The organism is Ruegeria sp. CDSC085 (genome assembly GCF_059610465.1).
The window spans coordinates 34,117-58,022 of the sequence record NZ_JBXWNR010000004.1; the positions used below are offsets into that span (position 1 = coordinate 34,117).

At 57.7% G+C, this 23,906-nt stretch carries 24 protein-coding genes; 8 read left to right on the forward strand and 16 right to left on the reverse strand.

Going from position 1 to position 23,906, the window contains the following annotated elements; all coding sequences use genetic code 11:
* Positions 1-9 precede the first annotated feature (9 nt).
* From ttcA to AC2FJB_RS08115, 8 genes are all read left to right on the forward strand, one after another.
* Positions 10-903, forward strand: coding sequence for a tRNA 2-thiocytidine(32) synthetase TtcA (gene ttcA / locus AC2FJB_RS08080; protein ID WP_496718060.1), 894 nt, complete (start codon positions 10-12; stop codon positions 901-903).
* Positions 904-964: 61 nt separating this feature from the next.
* A complete protein-coding gene (locus tag AC2FJB_RS08085; protein WP_496718059.1) occupies positions 965-2,497 on the forward strand; it encodes a putative bifunctional diguanylate cyclase/phosphodiesterase in 1,533 nt (510 codons plus the stop codon).
* 126 nt (positions 2,498-2,623) lie between these two features.
* The gene (gene yidC, locus AC2FJB_RS08090) at positions 2,624-4,453 is read left to right on the forward strand and encodes a membrane protein insertase YidC (RefSeq protein ID WP_496718058.1); all 1,830 of its coding nucleotides are present in this window, start codon (positions 2,624-2,626) and stop codon (positions 4,451-4,453) included.
* Positions 4,450-5,187 carry an MOSC domain-containing protein gene (locus AC2FJB_RS08095; RefSeq protein ID WP_299899001.1) on the forward strand — a complete coding sequence of 246 codons (738 nt, stop codon included), beginning with the start codon at positions 4,450-4,452 and terminating at the stop codon, positions 5,185-5,187. Before yidC ends, AC2FJB_RS08095 begins: the two co-directional genes overlap by 4 nt.
* Positions 5,184-5,837, forward strand: coding sequence for a ribosome biogenesis GTP-binding protein YihA/YsxC (yihA, locus tag AC2FJB_RS08100; RefSeq protein ID WP_299899003.1), 654 nt, complete (start codon positions 5,184-5,186; stop codon positions 5,835-5,837). The genes AC2FJB_RS08095 and yihA overlap by 4 nt, the downstream gene beginning before the upstream one ends.
* Positions 5,838-5,897: 60 nt before the next feature.
* Complete coding sequence (gene argB, locus AC2FJB_RS08105) at positions 5,898-6,761, forward strand: acetylglutamate kinase (protein ID WP_117870155.1); 864 nt, start codon at positions 5,898-5,900, stop codon at positions 6,759-6,761.
* 22 nt (positions 6,762-6,783) lie between these two features.
* Positions 6,784-7,470 carry a ferredoxin gene (locus tag AC2FJB_RS08110; RefSeq protein ID WP_496718056.1) on the forward strand — a complete coding sequence of 229 codons (687 nt, stop codon included), beginning with the start codon at positions 6,784-6,786 and terminating at the stop codon, positions 7,468-7,470.
* Positions 7,467-7,964, forward strand: a complete 498-nt coding sequence (locus AC2FJB_RS08115) for a SixA phosphatase family protein (RefSeq protein WP_496718055.1) — start codon at positions 7,467-7,469, stop codon at positions 7,962-7,964. The genes AC2FJB_RS08110 and AC2FJB_RS08115 overlap by 4 nt, the downstream gene beginning before the upstream one ends.
* Before the next feature lie 49 nt (positions 7,965-8,013).
* Here AC2FJB_RS08115 and AC2FJB_RS08120 read toward each other — a convergent pair whose 3' ends face one another.
* The 16 genes from AC2FJB_RS08120 to secY all read right to left on the reverse strand — a co-directional run bounded on the left by AC2FJB_RS08120 (position 8,014) and on the right by secY (position 23,856).
* Complete coding sequence (locus AC2FJB_RS08120) at positions 8,014-8,805, reverse strand: amino acid ABC transporter ATP-binding protein (RefSeq protein WP_117870160.1); 792 nt, start codon at positions 8,803-8,805, stop codon at positions 8,014-8,016.
* Positions 8,806-8,817: 12 nt separating this feature from the next.
* A complete protein-coding gene (locus AC2FJB_RS08125; protein WP_117870162.1) occupies positions 8,818-10,116 on the reverse strand; it encodes an amino acid ABC transporter permease in 1,299 nt (432 codons plus the stop codon).
* Positions 10,117-10,119: 3 nt separating this feature from the next.
* Positions 10,120-11,352 (reverse strand): amino acid ABC transporter permease, encoded by a 1,233-nt coding sequence (locus tag AC2FJB_RS08130; protein WP_117870164.1) that lies wholly within the window; start codon positions 11,350-11,352, stop codon positions 10,120-10,122.
* Between the two features lie 126 nt (positions 11,353-11,478).
* Positions 11,479-12,495: an amino acid ABC transporter substrate-binding protein gene (locus AC2FJB_RS08135; RefSeq protein WP_117870166.1), complete on the reverse strand. Its 1,017-nt coding sequence runs from the start codon at positions 12,493-12,495 to the stop codon at positions 11,479-11,481.
* Positions 12,496-12,700: 205 nt separating this feature from the next.
* Complete coding sequence (locus AC2FJB_RS08140; protein ID WP_496672180.1) at positions 12,701-13,408, reverse strand: ATP12 family chaperone protein; 708 nt, start codon at positions 13,406-13,408, stop codon at positions 12,701-12,703.
* A 3-nt stretch (positions 13,409-13,411) separates the two neighbouring features.
* Entirely contained in the window at positions 13,412-14,083 is a 672-nt protein-coding gene (locus tag AC2FJB_RS08145; RefSeq protein ID WP_496672183.1) for an HAD-IA family hydrolase, read from the reverse strand.
* On the reverse strand, positions 14,080-15,123 hold the full coding sequence (locus AC2FJB_RS08150) for an RluA family pseudouridine synthase (protein ID WP_496718054.1): 1,044 nt from the start codon (positions 15,121-15,123) through the stop codon (positions 14,080-14,082). Before AC2FJB_RS08150 ends, AC2FJB_RS08145 begins: the two co-directional genes overlap by 4 nt.
* A gap of 120 nt (positions 15,124-15,243) precedes the next feature.
* On the reverse strand, positions 15,244-16,050 hold the full coding sequence (locus tag AC2FJB_RS08155; RefSeq protein WP_496718053.1) for a crotonase/enoyl-CoA hydratase family protein: 807 nt from the start codon (positions 16,048-16,050) through the stop codon (positions 15,244-15,246).
* A gap of 98 nt (positions 16,051-16,148) precedes the next feature.
* Complete coding sequence (locus AC2FJB_RS08160) at positions 16,149-17,459, reverse strand: replication-associated recombination protein A (RefSeq protein WP_496718052.1); 1,311 nt, start codon at positions 17,457-17,459, stop codon at positions 16,149-16,151.
* 3 nt (positions 17,460-17,462) lie between these two features.
* The gene (locus AC2FJB_RS08165; protein ID WP_496718051.1) at positions 17,463-18,848 is read right to left on the reverse strand and encodes a trypsin-like peptidase domain-containing protein; all 1,386 of its coding nucleotides are present in this window, start codon (positions 18,846-18,848) and stop codon (positions 17,463-17,465) included.
* A 159-nt stretch (positions 18,849-19,007) separates the two neighbouring features.
* Positions 19,008-19,427 (reverse strand): 50S ribosomal protein L17, encoded by a 420-nt coding sequence (rplQ, locus tag AC2FJB_RS08170; protein ID WP_117870177.1) that lies wholly within the window; start codon positions 19,425-19,427, stop codon positions 19,008-19,010.
* Between the two features lie 118 nt (positions 19,428-19,545).
* Positions 19,546-20,562, reverse strand: a complete 1,017-nt coding sequence (locus AC2FJB_RS08175) for a DNA-directed RNA polymerase subunit alpha (protein ID WP_117870179.1) — start codon at positions 20,560-20,562, stop codon at positions 19,546-19,548.
* A gap of 114 nt (positions 20,563-20,676) precedes the next feature.
* Entirely contained in the window at positions 20,677-21,066 is a 390-nt protein-coding gene (gene rpsK, locus AC2FJB_RS08180) for a 30S ribosomal protein S11 (protein WP_058283499.1), read from the reverse strand.
* 15 nt (positions 21,067-21,081) lie between these two features.
* Positions 21,082-21,450, reverse strand: a complete 369-nt coding sequence (rpsM, locus tag AC2FJB_RS08185; protein WP_008757392.1) for a 30S ribosomal protein S13 — start codon at positions 21,448-21,450, stop codon at positions 21,082-21,084.
* Positions 21,451-21,850: 400 nt separating this feature from the next.
* On the reverse strand, positions 21,851-22,495 hold the full coding sequence (locus AC2FJB_RS08190; RefSeq protein ID WP_496718050.1) for an adenylate kinase: 645 nt from the start codon (positions 22,493-22,495) through the stop codon (positions 21,851-21,853).
* Positions 22,492-23,856 carry a preprotein translocase subunit SecY gene (secY, locus tag AC2FJB_RS08195; protein ID WP_117870185.1) on the reverse strand — a complete coding sequence of 455 codons (1,365 nt, stop codon included), beginning with the start codon at positions 23,854-23,856 and terminating at the stop codon, positions 22,492-22,494. Before secY ends, AC2FJB_RS08190 begins: the two co-directional genes overlap by 4 nt.
* Positions 23,857-23,906 lie beyond the last annotated feature (50 nt).

The following is a 23,906-nucleotide window of genomic DNA, read 5'->3' on the forward strand; positions in this document are numbered from 1 at the left end:
GGGCAGCGCATGTTTGATGATGCAGATGATATCCACCCGCTCTTTGCTGGCGCGCCCTCGACCACCGAGTTCAAGAAACTGCGTAAACGCATCGTGCGCCAAACGCGCGAAACGATCGAGCAATATGGGATGGTGGACCCGTCCGCCCACGACAAGGACGGCAAACCGCCACGCTGGCTTGTCTGCCTTTCGGGCGGCAAGGACAGTTATACGCTGCTGGCCGTCCTCTACGAACTCAAATGGCGCGGATTGCTGCCTGTCGATCTTCTGGCTTGCAATCTGGATCAGGGGCAACCCGGATTTCCGGCCACGGTCCTGCCAGAGTTTCTGGACCGCATGGGTGTGCCACACAGGATCGAGTATCAGGACACTTACTCTGTTGTGATGGACAAGGTTCCGCAGGGCCGAACCTATTGCGCCCTGTGTTCGCGACTGCGCCGCGGCAACCTGTATCGCATTGCCCGGGAAGAAGGCTGTTGCACCGTCGTGCTGGGGCACCACCGCGACGATATTCTCGAGACGTTTTTCATGAACCTCTTCCACGGAGGCCGTCTGGCCACCATGCCGCCGAAACTGGTGAATGAAGAGGGCGATCTTTTTGTCTTCCGCCCGCTTGCCCACGTCGCCGAAGCCGATTGCGCGAAATTTGCCCAGGCCATGCAGTATCCGATCATCCCCTGCGATTTGTGCGGCAGTCAGGACGGGTTGCAACGGCAGCAGGTCAAACAAATTCTCGATCAGTGGGAAAAGAACAGCCCAGGTCGGCGTCAGGTTATGTTCCGCGCGTTAACCAATGCGCGCCCGTCGCACCTTCTGGATGCGAAACTCTTTGATTTTGTTAATCTTTCCGTAAACTCTGACAAAAAATCAGAAAATTTGGAAGAAATACCGCTTCTGCGTTAACGACTGACTCAGACTGGTTTCCTAGGCTCGGCATACAATCCATGCCCAAGGCCAGGACCCGATGCGGAATCATCCTTCTGTCGACCGTGTTATTGAATCTTTGAGAAACTTGGCATACGGCCCTGCCGTTCTTGCTTTTGTTCCGGCAATGAGTCTGGGTGCATTCTGGCTCGGCGGTGAACGCGCTTTGATCGCAGTGACACTGGGTTTGCCTTTGATACTTGCCGGCATTTGGGCAATTGCACCCAACCCGGCAAACAGGAAACGACAACAGGGTGGTCTGCTGCCGAAAGACCGGTTCGGAACCGTTCTGGCAGAGGTACTCTCGGATAGCCGCCGCAGGGGTGAAACTTCGGCCTGTTTCGCTGTGATCCTGGACGACTATGTGCAAATGATTGATCTACATGGCAAGGCAGCAGCAAACCACGTAGCGCAGCAATTCTGCTCTCGTATCATGTCCTTGATCCGCGCCAATGACTCCGCAACCCGGGTCGATGGAAACAAGATGCTGGTTGTTCTGCACCCTGCACAACAGCTTGATCTGGAAACCTGCATTCAGATGTCGGGACGAATGCAATCCGCAGTCGAAGACCCGATCATGCTGAACGGCACCGGAGTTTACATGTCCTGCTCCATTGGTTTCTGCCTCAGCAGCAATGCCCCCGACGGTTCTGCGACAGACTGGTGCGACGCTGCAAACAACGCGCTGCAGGAGGCACAGCAAAACGGGCCCTCGACGATTCGTGCCTTTTCGTCCGAAACACGTCGCAGAGCTCAGGTCAGAACCAATCTGCGCAGGGAATTTGACGCTGCGTTGGAAAGTGGTGAAATTCGTCCATGGTTTCAACCTCAGATCTCGACAGATACCGGGCGCGTGCCCGGGTTTGAGGCGTTGGCCCGCTGGGAACATCCGACAAAGGGCGTGTTGGGTCCCAATGTCTTTCTATCCTTTGCTGAACAGGCCGAGTTGATGGGTAAACTGGGACAGGCGATGCGGCATCACGCCTTTTCCGCAATGCGCGAATGGGATCGCGCCGGTCTGATTGTGCCACGCATCGGTATCAACTTCTCGTCGGACGAGTTGCGCGACCCAGGATTGATCGACCGCTTGAAATCGGAACTGGATCAATTCGATCTGACGCCGGACAGATTGGCGGTCGAGGTGTTGGAGACCGTGTTTTCCAGACGGCCGGATGACGTAATCACCCGCAATGTCACGGGCCTGGCCGCGATGGGGTGTTGCATTGATCTGGATGATTTTGGCACAGGGCATGCCTCGATCGCGTCAATCAAGCGGTTCAATGTGTCCCGGATAAAAATCGACCGCTCTTTTGTGACAAAGGCCGACCAGGACCCAAGCCAGCAGCAGCTGGCCAGCGCAATTCTGACCATGGCAGAACGGTTGAATCTGGAAACACTCGCAGAAGGTGTCGAGACGCCAGGGGAACATGCCTTGATGGCGCAATTGGGATGTGACCATGTTCAGGGGTTCGGTATCGGCAAGCCCATGCCTTTTGAAAAAACTAAGAACTGGATCACATCTCATCGCGACAAGATAGACGGAATGCCCAAAATCGGACGGCAAACGGGCTAAAGAACCAAAAACTGCGCCACAGAAGACCGATCCGTGACGAAATGACGAGCGATTCCGCTTGACCTTTGGGCCTGCACTCTGTTGAACCCTGCGGGTGTCTTTCACTGCTCAAGGTGGCTGTCCCAGATGGACGATCAGAACAAGAATCTCATCCTCGCAACCGCGCTCAGCTTTCTCGTGATCCTGGTCTGGTTCGTGCTGTTCCCTCCTCCGGAACCCACACCAACCACGGAGCAGGCTGAAATCGCCAGCATCGAAGGGAATGAGGTTCAGGCGCCCAGCGCCGCCGATACCGGCACCGTCGGCGAAGCTACTGCGACCGCCACCGAAGCCGAACCCGAAGCCGAGGCGCCCCGGGTCAGCATCGACACGCCCCGTCTGACTGGTAGCCTGTCGCTTGCCGGTGGCCGAATTGATGAGTTGTCGCTGAAAGACTACAAGGTTTCACTGGCCGAGGATTCTCCGATCGTCGAGCTTCTGTCCCCGGTTGGAAGTGAATCCGCATATTATGCCCTTTATGGCTGGGCCCCCGGCGCAGGCTTGTCGGCCACGGACGTTCCCGGCCCGAACACCCTTTGGACGCTTGAGCAGGGCGAAACTCTGGGTGTTGACGCACCGATTACTCTGGCCTGGGATAATGGAAACGGCCTCACCTTCCGCCGCACCATTGCCGTGGATGAAAACTACATGTTCTCTGTCACTCAGTCGGTCGAGAACGCCACAGACGCCGAGGTCGGCATGGCCCCTTACGGTATCCTCGCACGCCACGGTATCGGCGAAGACGGTGACCTGCCGGGCCTGAAGAATTTCTTCATTCTTCATGAAGGCGTTATGGTCATGGCTGACGGCGTTCTGGATGAGATCGACTACGGCGATGTACGCGATTTCGATATCGATCCCGATGAACGCGCGCAGGCAGAGGTCTATCAGGTTAAAGAAGGCGGCTGGGTCGGGTTCACTGATCACTACTGGATGACCACCCTGATCCCGGCCGAGGGCGCTGCTTTCAAGACCGCTGCCAAGTACGACTCACGTCGCAAGATTTACCAGACAGAAACAGTACTGCCGACCCTTACAGTCGCGCCCGGCGCCACGGAAGAGGTCACGACAAGACTGTTCGCCGGTGCCAAGGAATGGGAAACCATCCGAGAGTATCAGGCAGAAGGTGTTCAGAAGTTCATCGACAGCATCGACTGGGGGTGGTTCTACTTCCTGACCAAGCCGATCTTCTGGCTGCTGCACAACATCAATGCCCTGATCGGAAACATGGGTTGGTCGATCATCGGCCTGACGCTGATCATCAAGGCAATCCTGTTCCCGCTGGCCTTCAAGTCCTACGTCTCGATGGCGAAGATGAAGGAATTGCAGCCGCAGATGGAAGCCCTGAAAGAGGCCGCAGGCGACGACCGTCAGAAGATGCAGCAGGGCATGATGGAGCTGTACAAAAAGGAAAAGGTAAACCCTGCCGCGGGTTGTTTGCCAATTCTGTTGCAGATTCCAATCTTCTTCTCGTTGTACAAGGTTATTTTCGTGACGATCGAACTGCGTCAGGCCCCATGGTTCGGCCCGTTCCAGGACCTGAGCGCGCCGGATCCGACATCGATCATGAATTTCTTTGGCTGGCTGCCTTGGGCCGGCCCGCAGCCTGACACCCTGATGGCGTTGATCTTCATCGGTATTCTGCCGCTGCTGCTGGGTATCTCGATGTGGCTGCAGCAGAAGCTGAACCCGGCACCAACTGACCCAACGCAGGCAATGATCTTTGCCTGGATGCCTTGGGTCTTCATGTTCATGCTGGGTAGTTTCGCAAGTGGCCTGGTCGTATACTGGATTGCGAACAACACGATCACGTTCACGCAGCAATATCTGATCATGCGCAGCCAAGGCTACAAGCCGGATGTGTTCGCAAACATCAAGTCCGGTTTCAAGCGGACGCCAAATACGGACAACAAATGAGCGGAACGGTTTCAGGCCTTTGGCGCCACCCGATCAAAAGCCACGGGCGTGAAGCCCTGAGCCAAGTCACAGTCATCCCCGGGCAAACCATGCCCGGGGATCGCGTTTGGGCGGTCGCTCATGAGGCGGCCAAAACCGATGGTTCGAACTGGGCCCCCTGTTTCAATTTCAGCCGCTGTTCGAAAGCGCCGCAGCTGATGGCCATTTCGGCAGAATTACTGGGCGACCGGGTCACATTGCGCCACCCACAGCGACCGGAATTGACTTTTGAACCTGATACGGAGCAGGAAGTCTTTCTGGATTGGGTAAAGCCGCTTATGCCTGCGGATCGTGCTGCATCTGCCCGGATCGTTCGGGTTCCCGGGCGCGGCATGACCGACAGCGATTTCCCGTCGATCAGCCTGTGCAACATGGCATCGCACCGCGCAGTCGAACAGAAACTGGGCCAGACTCTGTCCATTGATCGGTGGCGCGGCAATATCTGGTTCGAAGGTCTGCCGTTGTGGGATGAGTTTGACTGGCTGGGCCGTGACGTTCGCATTGGCGAGGCCGTGCTTCGCGTACGCGAGCGGATCACGCGTTGTATGGCCACCACCGCCAATCCCGAAACCGGCGAGCGGGACGCGGACACGCTGCGCGCCCTGAACAGCTGGGATCATCAGGATTTCGGCGTTTACGCCGAGGTCATCAAAGGCGGCGAAATCCGCGTCAACGATGAGGTGCAGGTGCTATGACCACACTACCCTTCCCTCTGGTCGAAGACCCTGATGAATTCGCCATGGAACAAGGCCGCAAACTGTTTGCAGGCCCTTCCGAGTTCGTCAAAGGCGTTGTCGCCATGAACGGTCTGCCTGCCCCTGACCGGTTGGAAGTCTGTTTTGCAGGGCGCTCGAACGTGGGCAAGTCCAGCCTGATCAATGCCTTGACCGGCACGAAGGGTCTGGCCCGCGCATCCAACACACCCGGTCGCACGCAAGAGATAAACTTTTTCACCCAAGGCCCGGAACTCTATCTCGTGGACCTGCCGGGCTATGGTTATGCAAATGCGCCGGTGAAAGTGGTCGAGAAGTGGCAGAAGCTGCTGAAACAATATCTCAGTGGGCGCCAGACGCTGCGCCGTGCCTTTGTCCTGATTGACTCACGCCACGGTGTAAAACCGGTCGATGACGAAATCATGAAGCTGCTGGACACCAGCGCCGTGACGTTTCAATGCGTGCTGACCAAGGCAGACAAGGTCAAAGCCAACGAGCGCGAGAAGGTGCTGGAACAAACCCGGGCCGCGTTGTCCAAGCATCCCGCAGCCTTTCCGGAAATTGTGCTTACGTCTTCCGAGAAGGGCGATGGCATCGCGACCCTGCGGTCCATCATTGCGCATCTGGAATAGCTTCGCCCTTGGCAGCGTGGGGTAAAGGTCCTAACACGGTTTTCCAGAAGGACTTTAGCAATGAAGACACGAGATATGAACCGGGACTGGATCGCCACCGCAGCCACACTCAATAGCGCCCTGCCCTATCTGCAGCGCTATGATGGAGCCATTGTCGTCATCAAACTTGGCGGTCACGCCATGGGCAGCGACGAGGCGATGGAAAGCTTTGCCCGGGACGTGGTTTTGATGCGCCAGGTCGGTGTGAACCCGGTGGTCGTCCACGGCGGTGGTCCGATGATCAATGCAATGCTGGGCAAGCTGGACATTCAATCCGATTTCGTGAACGGCAAACGTGTGACCGACAAGGCCACGGTTGAAGTGGTCGAAATGGTTCTGTCCGGCCTCGTGAACAAACGCATCGTTCAGGCGATCAATGATCAGGGGGGGTCGGCCGTGGGCCTGTCTGGCAAGGACGCAAGCCTGATGGTCTGCGATCAGACAGATGCGTCGCTGGGCTTTGTCGGCACTCCTGCCGAGATGAATCCGAAGATCCTGCATGATCTGTTTTCCCATGACGTAATCCCGGTCATTGCGCCGCTTGGTGCGGGCCGCGACGGCGAGACATTCAACGTAAATGGTGACACGGCAGCCGGGGCGATTGCCTCAGCTCTCAAGGCAGACCGTCTGTTGCTGCTGACGGATGTTTCAGGTGTCAAGAACGCTGCGGGTGACGTTGTGACCGAACTGAAGGCCGGTCAGATAAGGGAAATGACCCGCGAAGGCACTATTGCAGGCGGTATGATACCAAAGACAGAAACCGCGCTGGACGCCCTACACAGCGGCGTGCGGGCGGTTGTCATATTGGACGGGCGTGCACCGAATGCCGTGCTGCTGGAGCTGTTCACGGAACATGGGGCCGGGTCACTGATACGTCCGGACTGATCCCCGCACGAGAGGAGGAGACATGACACATCTTGCACAGCCTTCCTCTGATCCTGACGTTACGCCTTATGAACAGGTTGAAAACGCCGCCAGCCATGCAGGGTTGATGGTCATGGGCGCGCTGCATCCTCGCCACGTTGCAGCCAAACAACTGGACACCGGAACCCTGATCCTGTTGGGGGCCGGCGCAGACTTCTGGCCCGTACTGAAAGCCTCACCAGAATGGCACCGGCCCGACCCCGTAGACCGATGGTCGAAAAGGGTGGTCAATCAGATGGCCGTGGCGCTCGGCGCCCAGGCGTATTTTCCGTTTGGCGGCCCCCCGTACATCCCATTTATCGACTGGGCGCTCAAATCAGGACGTACGTTCAGCAGCCCGGTCGGCGCACTGGTGCATGATACCGTTGGCATGATGATTTCCTATCGGGGCGCACTGCATTTTGCCGAAGAATTCGCCATCCCAGACCCCTCCGGGGTATCGCCTTGCGAAACCTGCGCCGCGCCTTGCACGACGACCTGTCCGGTCAGCGCCCTGAACGCGCAGGACTTCTACAACATCGGTGGCTGCCACGACCATCTTGACACTTCTGAAGGTCAGACCTGCATGTCTGGTGGGTGTCTGGCCCGCCTTGCGTGCCCCCTCAGTACAGGCGCAGGGCGCGACCCCGAACAATCGGCCCATCATATGAGAGCCTTTCATCCGTCATGACCCGAACTCTGATCCTGACACGTCATGCGAAGTCCAGCTGGGATAACCCGGGTCTTGGTGATCATGAACGCCCTCTTAACAAACGTGGACGAAAGTCTGCCCCGGCCATCGCTGCTTGGTTGCGGCAAAACGGCTGGCTCCCGGATGAAATCTTGTGCTCGACGTCAACCCGTACCCGTGAGACATGGGATCGGATGGGCTTGCAGGCCGATAAAACCTGTTTTCACAGCGCGCTCTACCACGCTGATTCAGAGGTCATGTTGCGAGAGCTTTCGGGCGCTACGGAACCGACTGTGTTGATGCTGGGCCACAATCCCGGGATTGCCGATTTCGCCGACCGTCTGGTGCGACAACCGCCTGATCACATACGCTTTTTCGATTATCCAACCTGTGCAACAACTGTTTTGGCATTCGACGAAAACAGCTGGGCCGAAGTCAAATGGCGCACCGGGACAGTGCTGGGGTTCACCATCCCACGCGACTTGATCGAATAGAAAAAGGCGGGGCAATACCCCGCCTTCGCTCTTTCAGTCCTTGTGTGGATCAATGACCCAGAATCTGGCTCAGGAAGAGTTTGGTCCGCTCGCTTTTCGGGTTGTTGAAGAACTCTTCGGGTTCGTTCTGCTCCACGATCTGACCGGCATCCATAAAGATCACGCGGTTGGCGACCTGGCGGGCAAAACCCATCTCGTGGGTTACACACAGCATGGTCATGCCTTCTTCGGCCAGTTCGATCATGGTGTCGAGCACCTCTTTGATCATCTCGGGGTCCAGCGCCGATGTCGGTTCATCGAACAACATGATACGCGGCATCATGCACAGGCTTCGGGCAATCGCCACACGCTGCTGCTGACCACCCGAAAGCTGACCGGGAAACTTGTCGGCCTGTTCGGGAATTTTCACCTTTTCCAGGAAGTGCATGGCGCGCTCTTCGGCCTCTTTCTTGGGCGTCTTGCGCACCCAGATCGGGGCCAGCGTGCAGTTTTCCAGAATGGTCAGGTGCGGGAACAGGTTGAAGTGCTGGAACACCATGCCAACCTCGGACCGGATCTTGTCGATGTTCTTCAGATCATTCGACAGCTCGATTCCGTCCACCACAATGGTGCCTTGCTGGTGTTCCTCCAGCGCGTTCAGGCAACGAATCAGGGTGGATTTGCCCGAGCCCGACGGGCCCGCGATCACGATCCGCTCGCCCTGATTGACGGTCAGATTGATGTCGCGAAGCACGTGGAAAGACCCGTACCACTTGTTCATTTGGTTGATGTCGATGGCGATTTCGTCGCTCACCTGCATCTTGGAGCGGTCGATTTCGCGGTCAATTGCAAGTTCAGACATGCGTTGAACTCCTTAACGATGATCGGTGGCAAGGCGACGCTCGAGCCACTGTGAATATTGAGAGATGCCGTAGCAGACGACGAAGAACAGAAGCGCAGCAAAGCCCAGAAGCTCCCAGTAAACGCCGTTCCATTCGGTCGACGCCAGGATGGGACCCCGGATCATGCCCACAAGATCGAACATCGAGATGACCGAAACCAGTGTCGTATCCTTGAACAGGCCCACGGCCACGTTCACGATCCCGGGGATCGAGATCTTCAGGGCCTGCGGCAGGATGATAAGCCGCATTGCCTGCGGGTAATCCAGCCCAAGGCTATCTGCCGCCTCGTACTGCCCCCGCGGAAGCGCTGCCAGACCGCCGCGGATCACCTCGGCGATATAGGCGGATGAGAACATGGTGATCATGATCACGACGCGCAGGAACAGGTCGACCGTGCTGTCAGGCGGGAAGAAATACGCCAGCATCACCGAAGCCACGAACAGCAGCGTGATCAAAGGCACGCCGCGGATGAATTCGATAAAGATGACGCAGACCCACTTGATCAGCGGCATGTTCGACTGTCGCCCCAGGGCCAGTGCGATCCCGAGTGGCACCGACAGCGAAACACAGGTCACGCCCAGCATCATGTTCAGCATGAAACCACCCAGATCACGGCTGGGAACGGCCGTCAGCCACGCATTATCTGATGCACCTTCCGGGATCAGGGCTCCACCGACTTTCCAGATGACCAGGGCGGTCACGATTGCTCCGAAGAACCCTGCAGCAAAGCTGTTGTTGCCCAGCTTCTGGAAAACGCCACCGGCAGCAACGCAGCCGACAAGTGCAACCAGAGGAACAAGGATCGTGCCACCCCAGATCAGCCAGAACGCCAGGAAGGGATAGACCGCAGTGAACAACAGCATCTTGCGGGGCAGGTCAAAGAACAGCACCGGGGCAATGGCCACCAGCATCAGCACAAAAGCCAGATTCGGGCGCCAAAAAGCATCGGTGGGGTACTTGAACCCATAGATCAGCTGAGGCCAGCGTTCCGTCAGAACCGCGAAACAGGCTCCGGTCTTATCCCCCAGAATCTCGCGGCACTCTGCCAGCGAGTTGGCATTCCACACTCCGTTCAGAATCCATGGCAGGGTATTCTTGAGAAGAATGTAGATCAGGATCAGTGACAGCACCGTCAGGATTGAGTTGGCGACCCCTGAAAACAGGTTCTCACGCAGCCATTTGATGACACCCGTCTCATTCGCCGGCGGCGGAGAGGGCGGGATTGTGCCTTCGGCCACGAAGGCGATCGGGTTTGTTGCTTGATCACTCATGGCTCAGCGCTCCTTCAGCTTGACGGAAGCGTTGTAGATGTTCATCCCCGTCGAAATCAGCAATGAAGCTGTGAGATAGAACAACATCAGCAGCAGAACGCATTCGATCGCTCGACCGGTCTGGTTCAGGGTGATACCACCCAGTGTCGCGGTGATATCCGCATAGCCAACAGCAATCGCAAGAGACGAGTTCTTGGTGATGTTCAGATACTGTGAGATCAGCGGCGGGATGATAACCCGCAATGCCTGGGGCAGGATGACCAGTTTCATGATCCGTCCCTGACGCAAGCCCAGCGCGGCTGCGGCCTCGGTCTGACCTTTGCTGATCGCCTGAATACCCGCGCGCACGTTTTCCGCGATAAAGGCTCCGGTGTAAATCGACAGGGCGAACCACAACGCAATCAGCGGGCCGCCTGCATTCAGTCCACCGCTGAAGTTAAAGCGCTTCAGCTCGGGGACGTCCCAGGTCAGGCCCATGATGACCATCAACAGCACCAACGGCACCAGCCAGATTGCCAGTTTCGGCAACAGCGTCGCGGGACGCTCGCCGGTTTCTTCCTGTTTCTTCGTTGCGCGTTTTTCAACTTCGCCACTGACAAACCAAGATCCGATCAGAACGGCGATGACCAGCAACCAGTTCAGGGCTGCCGATGCAAACACGCCACTGGCGAATTCAGGACGCGGGAAATAAATGCCCCGGTTGGTAAAGGCAAAAGAACCAAACAGCATCGATGACGTCGGGTTTTCCCCACGGAACTCGCTTGGCGGCGGCAGCACAGCCGTCATGATCGTGAAGATGATGATGATCCAGATCAGCACCGGTATGTTCCGGAAGATCTCGACATATACCGCCATCAGCTTCGATACGAGCCAGTTGTTCGACAGTCTCAGAACACCCGCGATCACACCAAAAATCGTTGCTGTAATACAAGCCAGAAAGGCGACAAGCAGTGTGTTCAGCAAACCTACGAGCGCTGCGCGTGCATGTGATGACTGACTGTCATATTCTACAAGACGCTGGTTGATGTCATACCCGGCGGAATCGCCGAGGAAAGAGTAGGAAATATTGAGCCCTGCGGCCCTGAGGTTCTGGATCAGGTTGTTGCCCAGATACCAGATCGAAAGCGCAATAACGATGGCCGCAATCACCTGAAATGTAAGAGAGCGATAGCGGGTATCGTTTATGAGCATAGACAACCGAAAATCTGCTTTCGGTGGGTCAGTCATAGTCGACATATTTTGGGATCCCCGTGGCTTGCGAGCTGTTAAATATCGGCGAGGTTTTCCCCGCTCTGCATCTGCCCGCAGCAATTTATTGTAGAAGAGGGCGCAGGTTGCCCTGCGCCCTCTTCCATTGATGTCTTAGCGGAACGGAGGCGAGTAAAGCAGACCACCTTCGGTCCACTGTGCGTTCAGGCCTCGCGCCAAACCGATCGGTGTTTCTTCACCGATGTTCTTGGCGAAGATTTCACCATAGTTACCACCAGCTTTGATCGCTTTGGCAGCCCAGTCCGCGTCCAGACCCAGCATTTCACCCAGAGTGCCTTCTGTACCCAGCAGGCGGTTGATTTCCGGGTTGTCGGTGCCGGCGCTCAGTTCGTCGATGTTTGCCGATGTCACGCCCAGCTCTTCAGCCGAAACCAGTGCGTTCAGAGTCCAGCGCACGACGTCGCCCCACTCGTGGTCGCCATGACGGACCAGCGGGCCCAGCGGCTCTTTCGAGATGATTTCGGGCAGCAGGATGTGCTCGTCCGGCGCTTCGAAGGTGGCACGAGTTGCAGCCAGACCCGATGCGTCGGTGGTGTAAACGTCACATGCACCAGCCAGGTACTGCTGCTGCGCTTCGGCGTTGGTTTCGATCGGAACCGGCTCGTAGCTGATGTTGTTGGCACGGAAGAAATCGGCCAGGTTCAGCTCGGTGGTGGTACCAGTCTGGATGCAGACACGGGCACCGTCCAGTTCTTTGGCAGAGCTGACGCCCAGCGCTTTGGGAACCATGAAGCCCTGACCGTCATAATAGTTCACGCCGGTGAATTCGAACTTCAGGTCAACATCGCGGCTGAAGGTCCAGGTGGTGTTCCTTGCCAGCATGTCGATCTCGCCCGAGGCCAGAGCGGTAAAGCGTGTCTTACCAGTGGTCGGAACGAATTCAACGGCGTTGGCGTCGCCCAGAACGGCAGCAGCAACAGCGCGGCACAGCGATACGTCAAAGCCCTGCCATTCGCCATTTGCGTCGGGCGCAGCAAAACCAACCAGACCGGTGGTCACACCACAATTCAGCTTGCCGCGTGCTTTAACGTCGTCAACGGTCCCTGCCATGGCTGCGCCAGCAGCAAGACCGGCAATCGTTGCCGCGCCCAAGATTACGGATTTTTTCATTTTTACCTCTTCCTGATTTTCCGCCCCGTCCGAGACGGCTCTGCCCGGCAAGTGGATGCCGGATAGGTTACCCCAAAGGTGTCTCCCCTTTAGTGGCACTGAGTTTGGGCGTATTCATAAACAAACGTCAAGAGCCGGATCATCGAAAACGATGGATCAGGCCCCAAGCTATTTACAGATTTGCTCAAAAATCAGGAATTAAGGATCAAACCGATAGGTCAAAGAAGCGTTTGGCATGCATGAAGGCCGCTTTCTTGGCCTCGGCAACCTCATGGGCTTCTTCGTCATGGCCCCATTGTTCAATCTGCCAGGTTTCATCCAACCTAGAAATGCGCCATATCTCGTCCGGTTTGCGCCAGTTCATGGCGACCGCAAAGCCAAGAATCAATGACCCCGACAAACTGACCAGATCGTGAAAAGCGGCCAGTTGGAACGCATCCAGCCCACGCACCCGAGACCGCAATGTCGCCAGGGCAGTTCCCGACTGCGGTTGATGCAGTACGCCGGCAACCGGAACCAGACGGGCGGACAGCGCGGTCTCGGCCCAATCCAGGGCGGGGTCCCATTCGGCGGTCTGGCGATCCTGCAACTCTTGCGGATGGGTTGCGCGATAACACAACAAATCAGAGTCGCCATAGTCGGCCAGCATGTCGGCAACCTCCCCGTGCTGGATGCGGACTTTGTCAATCGCTGCATTTGCAGAACGGGTGAACGGCATTTCTGCGGGATCAACCTCTTTTTCCTGGGCGTCCCATTCCGCTGCGACCGCTTCGGCCATGGGACGGGTTGGCAGGATCAATCCTGCCTTGGCGGGTGTTTTGACACGGCGGCCATCAAGCTCAACTGTAAACCCGCCATCGGCCTCGACTACGGTGCTGTTTTTCCAAAAGCGCTTCGGTTTCCAGTCGCTCATGTTCTAGTCCCACATCCCGGCCAGCGCATTTGGCAACTGGTCAAAGGTTTCGATAGTGCAAGAGGCAGCGGTCAAAGCCGATCGGTCATGATAGCCCCAGGTTACGCCGATGCCACGAACTCCGGCAGCCGCAGCCATATCCATGTCATAGCTCGTATCGCCGATCATCACTGCACAGGCCGGATCGACCCCGGTTTCCGCCAATGCGGTCTGCACCATGGACGGATGCGGCTTTGAAGGGTGGTGATCCGCGACTTGCCGGGTCACGAAATACGCTTCCAACCCGTGCGCTTCGATCAGCGCGTCCAACCCGCGCTGCGACTTGCCGGTTGCCACGCCAAGAAGCACGTCGGGCACGGCGTACAATGCTTCAATTGCCTCTCTTGCGCCGGGGTACAGCGGCGAACTTGCCGCGCCCAAGTCAAGCCGATGGGCGTGATAAGCCTCCTTGTATCCTTCGACCAGATCGTTCTGGACCGAAAGAGGCTGTTCCGGCACCAACCGCGCGATAGCGTGCGGCAGCGACAAGCCGACAATGGACAGGATCGCCTCACGCGTCGGAACCGGCACGGACACGGCCTGAAAGCTGGTGGTCATGGAGTGAACAATGCTGCCCTGACTGTCGACCAGGGTACCATCGACGTCGAACAGGACCAGCCGCAAGGGTGCGCTCATTGCAGCTCCTCAAACGGGTCGTCAGTCGCCAGATCTTCGCTCCATCCGAACGTATCCCAGCTGTGTTTCATATGCTCGGGCAGGGGCGCCGTCACCGTCACCGGTTTCCGCGTCATCGGATGCAGGAAGGACAGCCGCCTTGCGTGCAAATGCAGCTTTTTGCTGATGACCCCGCCCAATTGCGCACCCCATCCGTCGCCAAGGTTTTCCTGACCCGAACCGCCGTATTTTCCGTCGCCTATGATCGGATGCCCGATTGCGGCCATATGAGCCCGCAATTGGTGCGTACGTCCGGTGATCGGCTCCATCGCCACCCATGCAGCGCGGCTGGCAACCCGATAGAGGGTTGCGTAATGCGTATGCGCGCGTTTCGCGCCCGGAGTGCTGTCAATTTCGCTCATATGCACGGGGATCATCTTTTCACCCTCACCGTGCTTGCCATGACCCGGCGCTTTGACAAGGCCGGTTTTGATCTCACCCAGGTACGGTGTCGGAACACCGGCAACCAGCGCCCAGTAGATCTTGCGCGTATCACGATGACGGAAGGCGGCCGTCAGACCCTTGGCGGCCTCCCGCGTGCGGGCCAGCAGCAAAACACCTGACGTGTCCTTGTCCAATCTATGGACCAGCCGAGGGTTCTCGTCATAGCCGAACCGCAATGCTTCGGACAGGCTGTCAACATGTCGCGTCTGCCCGCTACCGCCTTGCACCGGCAAGCCATGCGGCTTGTTCAGGGCCAGAATGTGATCGTCACGATAGATCACGCAGGACTGGATCATCCTGGCATCCGCATCCGAGATACGATGTTTGACCTCAGCCGGTTTGTGATCGGCATCCGGAAGGGGCGGCACGCGAACCACCTGCCCTACCTCTAGTCGGGTCGAGGCCTTGGCGCGGCTTCCGTCAACACGCAATTCTCCCTTGCGGCACATTTTTTCAATGCGGCCCTGGCTGACATGCGGAAACAGGCGGCGCAGCCAACGGTCTACACGCTGGTCCCCATCCCCTTCAGCGACTGTAATCATCTGTACGCCACTCATGCCATTACCCCTTGTTCCGCGCGGGTGATCCGCCCGGATTGCGTGTTTACCCGTGTCCCAGAAATCATGGGCGTCTGTCGCGCGCAACGCGGCAAGAGTCAAGGTATCTGGCTGTGGTTCTCAGATGTTCGAGAAGTTGCCGTGTCGCCCTGCTCCATCCCGAAACCGGCCAGCCCCAGCGGTACCTTCTCGGCGAATGGCGTCCAACCCGTTGGCCCATTCTGCCTTCAGCGCGTCACGTACCGGCATTCCATGTGTTTCAATGATTGATCGGCGGTCTGCACGAACGGCCTCTTGTGGAAAACGGGCTATTTCATGGGCCACTTTTTCGGCTGCACTGCGTGCTGTGCCATGTGAGACGACCTTTTCCGCCAGCCCAATCCTGCAACACTCTTCAGCTTCGACCTTGCGCCCGGTCAGAGCAATCTCTAACGCCTTGCCCTGCCCCACCAGACGCGGCAACCTGACCGAGCCACCATCCATCAGGGTAATCCCCCAACGGCGGCAAAAAACACCCAAGTAAGCCGTTTCCGCCATGACCCGGATATCGCACCACAAGGCAAGCTCCATTCCTCCGGCCACTGCCGCACCCTCAATCGCGCCAATGACGGGCTTCGAAAGCTCCAGCCGCGAAGGCCCCATGGGCCCCAGCGTTGAAGGGGCCGACCCGATGGGGAAGCTGTGTTTGTCGAAATATGCTTCGCGTCGCTCGGGATCGGCCAGCGATGCGGCAAGTTTCAGATCCCACCCTGCACAGAAATTGCCACCTTTGCCCCAGAATACCGCAGCCTTGGCCGAACTGGCCTCAAAACTCAGAAATGCCTCAACCAGAGCCTCGGCATGTTCCGTATCAACAGCATTCCGCGCATCCGGCCTGTCGTGAATGACGGTCCAGACACTCTCGGATTTTTCGATTGAAACCGGCATACCAAGCCCTCCCCTGCAAGCGTTGACCCGAGGGAAGCGTCCAATTTCAATCCTGTCGCCTGTGACGCCGCGGAAGGTCCACAACTGACCCTGCGTAACTAGCTGTTCCGCTGCGTCCGCAACTTGGCAAAGTAATCGAGGCGCTTCTTCAACTCACGCTCAAACCCACGTTCGACCGGTTGATACAGAACCGGGCGTTTCATTGTCTCGGGGAAGTAGTCCTGACCGGAAAACCCGTCCTCGGCATCATGGTCATAGGCATAGCCTGCACCATATCCTTGATCCTTCATCAAAGAGGTCGGCGCGTTCAGGATATGCTTGGGCGGTGGCTCGCTGCCGGATTGCTTGGCCAATCGCATTGCCGCCTTGTAGCCGACATAGGTGCCGTTGGATTTTGGCGCCAGGGCTAGATAGACCAGCGCCTGAGCAAGCGCCAACTCTCCTTCCGGGGAACCCAGACGTTCGTAGGTTTCCCACGATTGCAAGCAAATGGCCTGCGCCTGTGGATCGGCCAAGCCTATATCCTCGACGGCCATGCGTGTGATCCTGCGTGCAAGATACCTTGGGTCCTCGCCCCCGGTCAGCATGCGCGCAAACCAATACAAAGCCGCATCCGGGTCAGAGCCGCGCACCGATTTGTGCAGGGCCGAGATCAGGTTGTAATGCTCATCACCAGACTTGTCGTACTTCGCAGCCCGCCGCATCAATCGCGTCGACAGCGCATCGGGGCCCAGCGGCGCATCCACCTTCCACGCCGAAACCTGTTCGATCAGGTTCAGCAAAGCCCGACCGTCGCCATCGGCCATCTCCTGCAACGCATCGCGTGCGGCAGGCGTCAATGGCAACGCACGGTTCAGCTCTTTTTCGGCCCGCTGGGTCAGGCGCTCCAGATCGGCAAGGCTGAGCCGTTCCAGCACCAGCACCTGCGACCGGCTGAGCACAGCGGCATTCAGTTCAAAGGACGGGTTCTCGGTCGTTGCGCCGACCAACAGGATGGTGCCGTCTTCCATATGGGGCAGAAACCCGTCTTGCTGTGCCTTGTTGAAGCGGTGGATCTCGTCCACGAACAACAACGTGCCCTGCCCGTTCTGGCGGCGGATTTTGGCGGACTCGAAGACTTTCTTCAGATCCGGCACACCGGTAAAGATCGCACTGATCTGAACGAAGTGCAGATCGGTTTCCTGTGCCAACAGCCGTGCAATCGTCGTCTTTCCAACTCCGGGTGGGCCCCAGAAGATCAGGCTGGATAAACTACCTGCCGCCAGCATAACACCCAGCGGGGCTTCGGGGCCCAGCACCTGTTCCTGCCCGATCACTTCGGCCAGGGATCGAGGCCGCAACCGGTCAGCCAGAGGCCGGTGTGGGGAAGCGGCGGGTTCTGCCGCCCCGGCATCGAACAGATCACTCACAGGTCACAACCGGAACCGCAAAGAGACTGACCGCCCCCCGCGCATAAGACCCATCTGTACGCGCCGGCCCGGATCGGTCAGCGCGGTTTCAACGTCCCGTGGGCGCTGAATTTCTTCAGAATTGATGCTTTCAAGAATATCCCCGGGTCGCAAACCCGCGCGGCCGCCATATGGGCCGGGATCGACAACAACGACACCAGTCTGGGACAGCGACAAGCCCATATTGGAAATCACTGCCGGATTGACCCGAGATACCACCAGCCCCGGCAGAACAGTGCCATCATCCAGCGTCGTTTCTTCGGCGGCAGGAACATCAGGGGCTTTGATCAGGGCCACCTCAACCTTATCGCTCTGCTCACCACGCAAGCGGGTCAGAACCGATGTCCCACCCACCCCGGCAACAGACATCCGAAACTTCATCTCGGCGGGCGAATTCACCTCGTCCCCGTCCACATGAGTGACGACATCCCCTACGCGCAACCCGGCATCACGCAGCGGGCTGAGCTCATGCAGGTCAGAGATCACAACGCCCAACGGGATCGCCAGACCAAGGGATTCCGCGATATCCGCGCTCATGTGTTGACCCGACATGCCCGCCCATGGGCTGACGAAACTGTCATTTCCTTGCTGCGCCTGCTTCAGAAACTCCTCCACCAGATTTGCCGGGATGGCAAAGCCGATGCCATTTGATCCACCCGACCGGGTCAGAATTGAGGTGTTGATCCCGATAAGAAGGCCATTCACATCGATCAATGCCCCACCAGAGTTACCCGGGTTGATTGCCGCATCTGTCTGAATGAAATAGCCGCGCGCATTCCCTGTTGCGGTTCCGGTGCGCGCCAGCCCTGAGATAATGCCGGACGACACCGTCTGCCCCACCCCGAATGGATTTCCGATGGCCAGGGCCAGCTCTCCAACCTCGACCAGATCGGAATCGCGCAAGGTCAGGGAAGGCAGGTCTTCTGCCTCTTCCAGACGTAGGATCGCTATGTCGCTTTCCTCATGACCCAGCACAACCTTGGCCGAGAACTCGCGTCGATCCGTCGTAACAACCCGAATCTCGGTCGCGGACCCGACCACGTGATAGTTGGAAACAACGTAACCATCGTCAGACAAAATAACCCCGGAGCCCAGCGAGTTCTGCACCCGCTGGCGTGGTTCTCCAAAACCCCGGCCAAAGAAATCCTGAAAGAACGGATCCGAGAAAAACGGGTTTGCCCGGTCCTGCCGGACGATCTTGGCATAGATGTTCACCACCGCCGGTGAGGCTTGCTTGACGACTGGGGCAAACCCCAGGGAAATCTCTGTTTGTGACTGCGGAACTTTCGTTTCAGCATTACCTTGCGTGGCGCAGGTCAAAGCAACAAGGGTCAGCATCGCGCGGATCATGGCGGCTCCGTTTTTTTGATTGGCTCAGATATGCTGACACCCAATCCGAATTGCAAGTCGGCGCGTCAGTGTGCCCTGTCACATGTCCCGGTAAGCTTGAACGAAAAAACCTCCGCCCGGCTTCCCGAACGGAGGTTGTATTCTGACATTGGTCAGATCTTATTCTTCTGCGGCCTCTTCAGCGGCAACGCGGGCTTTGTCAGCCGCGCCTTTGGCGTCCAGATCACGGTCAACGAATTCGATGATCGCCATCGGGGCCATGTCGCCATAGCGGAAGCCTGCTTTCAGGATGCGGACATAACCGCCCTGACGCTCGGCATAGCGGGGGCCCAGAACTTCGAACAGCTTGGCGACGTCTTTGTCTTCTTTCAGCTGCGATGCGGCCTGACGGCGGGCGTGCAGGTCGCCGCGTTTGCCCAGAGTGACCAGCTTTTCGATGATCGGGCGCAGTTCTTTTGCCTTGGGCAGAGTTGTCTTGATCTGCTCATGTTCAATGAGCGAGCCAGCCATGTTCGCAAACAGAGCCTTGCGGTGCTCATGAGTACGGTTCAGGCGGCGGTAACCACGTGCGTGACGCATTTTCTAGTTCCTTCTTCAGCGTTTTGCTTTGTCTGGCCGGCGATGCGTGTCACCGGCTCTCCTTGGGGCGTGAATGCCCATTTTGTCCCCGGAAACCCGGGCATTGGGGAAGACGCGCTTAGAACGCGTCTTCGAATTTTTTGGCAAGATCTTCGATGTTGTCGGGCGGCCAGTCCTCGACATCCATGCCGAGGTGCAGACCCATACCGGACAGCACTTCCTTGATCTCGTTCAGCGACTTGCGGCCGAAGTTCGGGGTGCGCAGCATCTCGGCTTCGGTCTTCTGGATCAGGTCGCCGATGTAAACGATGTTGTCGTTCTTCAGGCAGTTTGCCGAACGGACCGACAGTTCCAACTCGTCCACCTTCTTCAGGAGCAGCGGGTTGAATTCCAGACCATCGTCTTCGTCCTGACGGCTTGCCGATTCCGGCTCGTCGAAGTTGACGAAGATCGACAGCTGATCCTGCAGGATACGAGCGGCAAAAGCCAGCGCGTCTTCCGGCGTGATCGAACCATCGGTTTCGATCTTCAGGGTCAGCTTGTCATAGTCCAGAACCTGACCTTCACGGGTCGGCTGAACATCATAGGCAACCTTCTTGACCGGCGAATAGATCGCGTCGATCGGGATCAGGCCGATAGGCGCATCCTCGGGTTTGTTCTTCTCAGCCGAGACATACCCTTTGCCGGTGTTGACGGTCAGTTCCATGAACAGGTCTGCGCCATCGTCCAGGTGGCAGATGACGTGATCGCGGTTCAGAACCTCGATGCCGGCGCTCTCGCTGATGTCACCGGCGGTGACGACTGCGGGGCCTTTGGCATTGATCGACAGGCGCTTGGGGCCTTCGACCTCCATGCGCAAGGCAACCTGCTTGAGGTTCAGGATGATGTCGGTGACGTCTTCACGAACGCCTGCCACGCTCGAAAACTCGTGCAGGACGTTGTCGATCTGGACGCTGGTGATGGCCGCACCTTGCAGCGAGCTCATCAGGACGCGGCGCAGGGCGTTGCCCAGGGTCAGACCAAAGCCACGCTCCAGCGGTTCAGCAACCAGGGTGGCCTGACGTGCAGGATCATTACCCGGCTTGGCTTCCAGCTGGGTCGGCTTGATCAATTCTGCCCAATTCTTGTGGATCATGTAATCCCTCCATTCCTGTCCGCGCCCCATGACCAACAAGGTGCAGACGCCCGAGGTTCAAAATGACGTGCTGGGGCCGTGCGTACACACAGCCCCAGCTCAATTCCAAATCGCTTAGACGCGACGACGCTTCGGCGGGCGGCAACCGTTGTGAGCAATCGGTGTCACATCTCGGATCGATGTGATGTTGAAGCCCACTGCAGCCAACGCGCGCAGTGCCGATTCACGGCCCGAACCGGGCCCCTGAACTTCGACTTCGAGCGTTTTGACGCCGTGATCCTGCGCCTTCTTGCCTGCGTCTTCTGCAGCCATCTGAGCGGCGTAGGGTGTCGATTTACGCGACCCTTTGAAACCCATGGTCCCGGCAGAGGACCATGCAATGGCGTTGCCCTGCACGTCCGAAATCAGGATCTTGGTGTTGTTAAAGGTCGAGTTCACATGGGCAACGCCCGATGCGATGTTCTTGCGCTCTTTGCGCTTAACGCGAGTCTTGTCACGTGCCATCAGTCAGACCCTCCCTTATTTCTTCTTACCAGCAATGGCCTTTGCGGGGCCTTTGCGGGTACGAGCATTGGTGTGGGTACGCTGACCGCGAACCGGCAGGTTGCGGCGGTGACGCAGACCGCGATAGCAGCCCAGGTCCATCAGGCGCTTCACGTTCATCTGCACTTCACGACGCAGGTCACCTTCGACGGTGAAGTTTGCGTCGATGTGCTCGCGGATGGCCAGAACTTCGGCGTCGGACAATTCATTGACGCGACGGTGCGCTTCAATACCTACGGCTTCGCAGATCGCTTTGGCCGAGGTGTTTCCGATACCGGTGATATATGTGAGGGCGATAGGTACCCGCTTTGCAGTCGGGATGTTTACGCCGGCAATACGTGCCACGTGTCACTTTCCTTTTTGTTGCGGTTCCGTAACTCCGGAACCTTTTTTCACAACACCTGACCGTGGCAGTGACGCCAGAGGGTCCAGTATTATTCGAGGTGGTCGGGGCGCAAGCGACGAATCCCTCACGCGATCTTGATTCCCTTTAGGGATGGGGGTCGATATGGGCTTTTAAGCTCGGCGTCAAGTCCATATCAATCCGGCCAGCAAACCTTCTCTCTGACATACTGATCGAAGATGAAATGAATGCTGGTTTGGTCGTTACAAAAATCCATATGGGTATTCAGGCCACCTATACTCATCACGGCTAATCCACCCAGTACAATGCCCCCAAGAAGGCCAACCAGAAATACGGCAGAAGCCTTATAGTAGGCATTCTAGAACACCAAAAACCTGACGTTCAGCCCAAGATGGCTTCGATCGAAGCGGTGACTTCCTTGATATCCGCCAGCCCGTTCACCGGACGCAGATCACCCTTGGCGTAGTAATACCCAATCAGCGGCGACGTCTTCTTGTAATATTCCATCAAACGCGTGCGCAGGCTTTCCTCGTTGTCGTCGGCGCGACGCACGAAGTCATTTTCCTTGCCGCAATTGGTGCACTTTCCATCAGCCGGGATCGGCTTGGTCCTGTCGTTGTAGACCTCACCACATCCGCCGCAGGTCGAGCGTGCGGTGATCCGATCCACCAGGGCGTCATCGTCTACGCGCATCTCGATCACAGTGTGCAGCGACTGGCCCAGCTTGGTCAGCAAAGCTGCCAACGCATCGGCTTGTGCCAATGTGCGCGGGAAACCGTCAAAGATGAAGCCAGCACCTTTTTCGGTGGTCAGTTTCTCTTCGATCAGACCGATGACGATCTCATCGGTGACGAGCTTGCCCGCGTCCATGATCGCTGCAACCTTCTTGCCCATCTCTGTGCCGCTGGTCCGCGCCTCGCGCAGCATGTCACCCGTGCTCAGTTGGATCATACCGCGGGTTTCAACCAGGTGACGCGCCTGCGTTCCCTTGCCTGCCCCCGGGGGGCCCAGAAGAATGATGTTCATCGACGAGCAGCTCCCTTTCTGCCGCGTTTCTTGCCTTTGCCACGCAGTTGGGACTTTTCGATAAGCCCTTCGTATTGATGCGCAAGCAGATGGCTCTGAACCTGCTGGATCGTGTCCATGGTCACAGAGACGATAATCAGAACCGAGGTGCCACCGAAATAGAACGGAATGGCGAACTGGCCGCGCAGGATCTCGGGCAGCAGGCAGACCGCCGCCAGATAGCCCGAACCCAGCACCAGAACGCGGTTGACCACATATTCCAGATACTCGGCGGTTTTCTTGCCGGGCCGGATACCGGGCACAAATCCGTTCTGCTTTTTCAGGTTGTCCGCCACATCGTCCGGTTTGAACGACACGTTGAACGTATAGAAATACGCAAAGAACACGATCATCGACGCAAAGAACAGCAGGTAAAGCGGCTGTCCGGGGCCGAAATTGGCCAGCAGCCAAGACATGATCGGTCCGTTCGCAGCACCTGACGAGAAGGTCGAGATCGTGACCGGCAGCAGAAGCAGCGAGCTGGCGAAGATCGCCGGAATGACACCCGCAGGGTTGACCTTGACCGGCAGGTGGCTGGAGCCGCCTTCGTAGATTTTCATACCGGCCTGACGGCGCGGATACTGAATGTGGATCTTGCGCAATGCACGTTCCATGAACACCACGAAGGTGATGACAGCGATCACCATGACGATCACGCCAACGATGACGGCAGGGCTGATTGCACCGCTGCGTCCGCTTGCAAAGAACTGCGCCAGAGCGGCCGGAACCTCGGCAATGATACCCACGAAGATAATCAGGGAGATGCCGTTGCCGATACCGCGTGCGGTGATTTGCTCACCCAGCCACATCAGGAACATGGTGCCGCCAACCAGCGTTATCATGGTCGACATCCGGAAATAGAGACCCGGATCGGTCGCCAGATCGCCCGATTCCAGCGAAACGGCCAAACCATAGGCCTGAACGGTGGCCAGCGCCACGGTGCCGAACCGGGTGTACTGGTTGATCTTCTTGCGCCCTTGCTCGCCCTCTTTCTTGAGTTGCTCAAGCGCGGGAACCATCGATGTCAGCAGCTGAACGATGATCGAGGCCGAGATATAGGGCATGATGCCGAGGGCAAAGATACCCATCCGCCCCAGCGCCCCGCCGGTGAACATCGAAATCATGCCGCCGATGCCCTGCCCCGCCTGCTCCATGAATTCGCGCAATGCTGCTCCGTCGATCCCCGGCACCGGAATGAAGGTGCCCAGACGATAGACGATCAGCAAACCCAGCGTGAACAGGATGCGGTTGCGCAGATCGGTGGCTTTGCCTAAAGCAGCCCAGCTTGTGTTGGCTGCCATTTGTTCTGCTGCTGATACCATAAATCGGTCTCTCTTATGCAAACGCCGCCCGGAACCGTTTTCCGGCTCGG

What these genes read in the sequence shown, in the direction of transcription:
- ttcA (WP_496718060.1), top strand. Translation starts at nt 10, where the DNA reads ATGTTTGATGATGCAGATGATATCCACCCGCTCTTTGCTGGCGCGCCC.
- AC2FJB_RS08085 (WP_496718059.1), top strand. Translation starts at nt 965, where the DNA reads ATGCGGAATCATCCTTCTGTCGACCGTGTTATTGAATCTTTGAGAAAC.
- yidC (WP_496718058.1), top strand. Translation starts at nt 2,624, where the DNA reads ATGGACGATCAGAACAAGAATCTCATCCTCGCAACCGCGCTCAGCTTT.
- AC2FJB_RS08095 (WP_299899001.1), top strand. Translation starts at nt 4,450, where the DNA reads ATGAGCGGAACGGTTTCAGGCCTTTGGCGCCACCCGATCAAAAGCCAC.
- yihA (WP_299899003.1), top strand. Translation starts at nt 5,184, where the DNA reads ATGACCACACTACCCTTCCCTCTGGTCGAAGACCCTGATGAATTCGCC.
- argB (WP_117870155.1), top strand. Translation starts at nt 5,898, where the DNA reads ATGAAGACACGAGATATGAACCGGGACTGGATCGCCACCGCAGCCACA.
- AC2FJB_RS08110 (WP_496718056.1), top strand. Translation starts at nt 6,784, where the DNA reads ATGACACATCTTGCACAGCCTTCCTCTGATCCTGACGTTACGCCTTAT.
- AC2FJB_RS08115 (WP_496718055.1), top strand. Translation starts at nt 7,467, where the DNA reads ATGACCCGAACTCTGATCCTGACACGTCATGCGAAGTCCAGCTGGGAT.
- AC2FJB_RS08120 (WP_117870160.1), bottom strand. Translation starts at nt 8,805, where the DNA reads ATGTCTGAACTTGCAATTGACCGCGAAATCGACCGCTCCAAGATGCAG.
- AC2FJB_RS08125 (WP_117870162.1), bottom strand. Translation starts at nt 10,116, where the DNA reads ATGAGTGATCAAGCAACAAACCCGATCGCCTTCGTGGCCGAAGGCACA.
- AC2FJB_RS08130 (WP_117870164.1), bottom strand. Translation starts at nt 11,352, where the DNA reads ATGTCGACTATGACTGACCCACCGAAAGCAGATTTTCGGTTGTCTATG.
- AC2FJB_RS08135 (WP_117870166.1), bottom strand. Translation starts at nt 12,495, where the DNA reads ATGAAAAAATCCGTAATCTTGGGCGCGGCAACGATTGCCGGTCTTGCT.
- AC2FJB_RS08140 (WP_496672180.1), bottom strand. Translation starts at nt 13,408, where the DNA reads ATGAGCGACTGGAAACCGAAGCGCTTTTGGAAAAACAGCACCGTAGTC.
- AC2FJB_RS08145 (WP_496672183.1), bottom strand. Translation starts at nt 14,083, where the DNA reads ATGAGCGCACCCTTGCGGCTGGTCCTGTTCGACGTCGATGGTACCCTG.
- AC2FJB_RS08150 (WP_496718054.1), bottom strand. Translation starts at nt 15,123, where the DNA reads ATGAGTGGCGTACAGATGATTACAGTCGCTGAAGGGGATGGGGACCAG.
- AC2FJB_RS08155 (WP_496718053.1), bottom strand. Translation starts at nt 16,050, where the DNA reads ATGCCGGTTTCAATCGAAAAATCCGAGAGTGTCTGGACCGTCATTCAC.
- AC2FJB_RS08165 (WP_496718051.1), bottom strand. Translation starts at nt 18,848, where the DNA reads ATGATCCGCGCGATGCTGACCCTTGTTGCTTTGACCTGCGCCACGCAA.
- rplQ (WP_117870177.1), bottom strand. Translation starts at nt 19,427, where the DNA reads ATGCGTCACGCACGTGGTTACCGCCGCCTGAACCGTACTCATGAGCAC.
- AC2FJB_RS08175 (WP_117870179.1), bottom strand. Translation starts at nt 20,562, where the DNA reads ATGATCCACAAGAATTGGGCAGAATTGATCAAGCCGACCCAGCTGGAA.
- rpsK (WP_058283499.1), bottom strand. Translation starts at nt 21,066, where the DNA reads ATGGCACGTGACAAGACTCGCGTTAAGCGCAAAGAGCGCAAGAACATC.
- AC2FJB_RS08190 (WP_496718050.1), bottom strand. Translation starts at nt 22,495, where the DNA reads ATGAACATCATTCTTCTGGGCCCCCCGGGGGCAGGCAAGGGAACGCAG.
- secY (WP_117870185.1), bottom strand. Translation starts at nt 23,856, where the DNA reads ATGGTATCAGCAGCAGAACAAATGGCAGCCAACACAAGCTGGGCTGCT.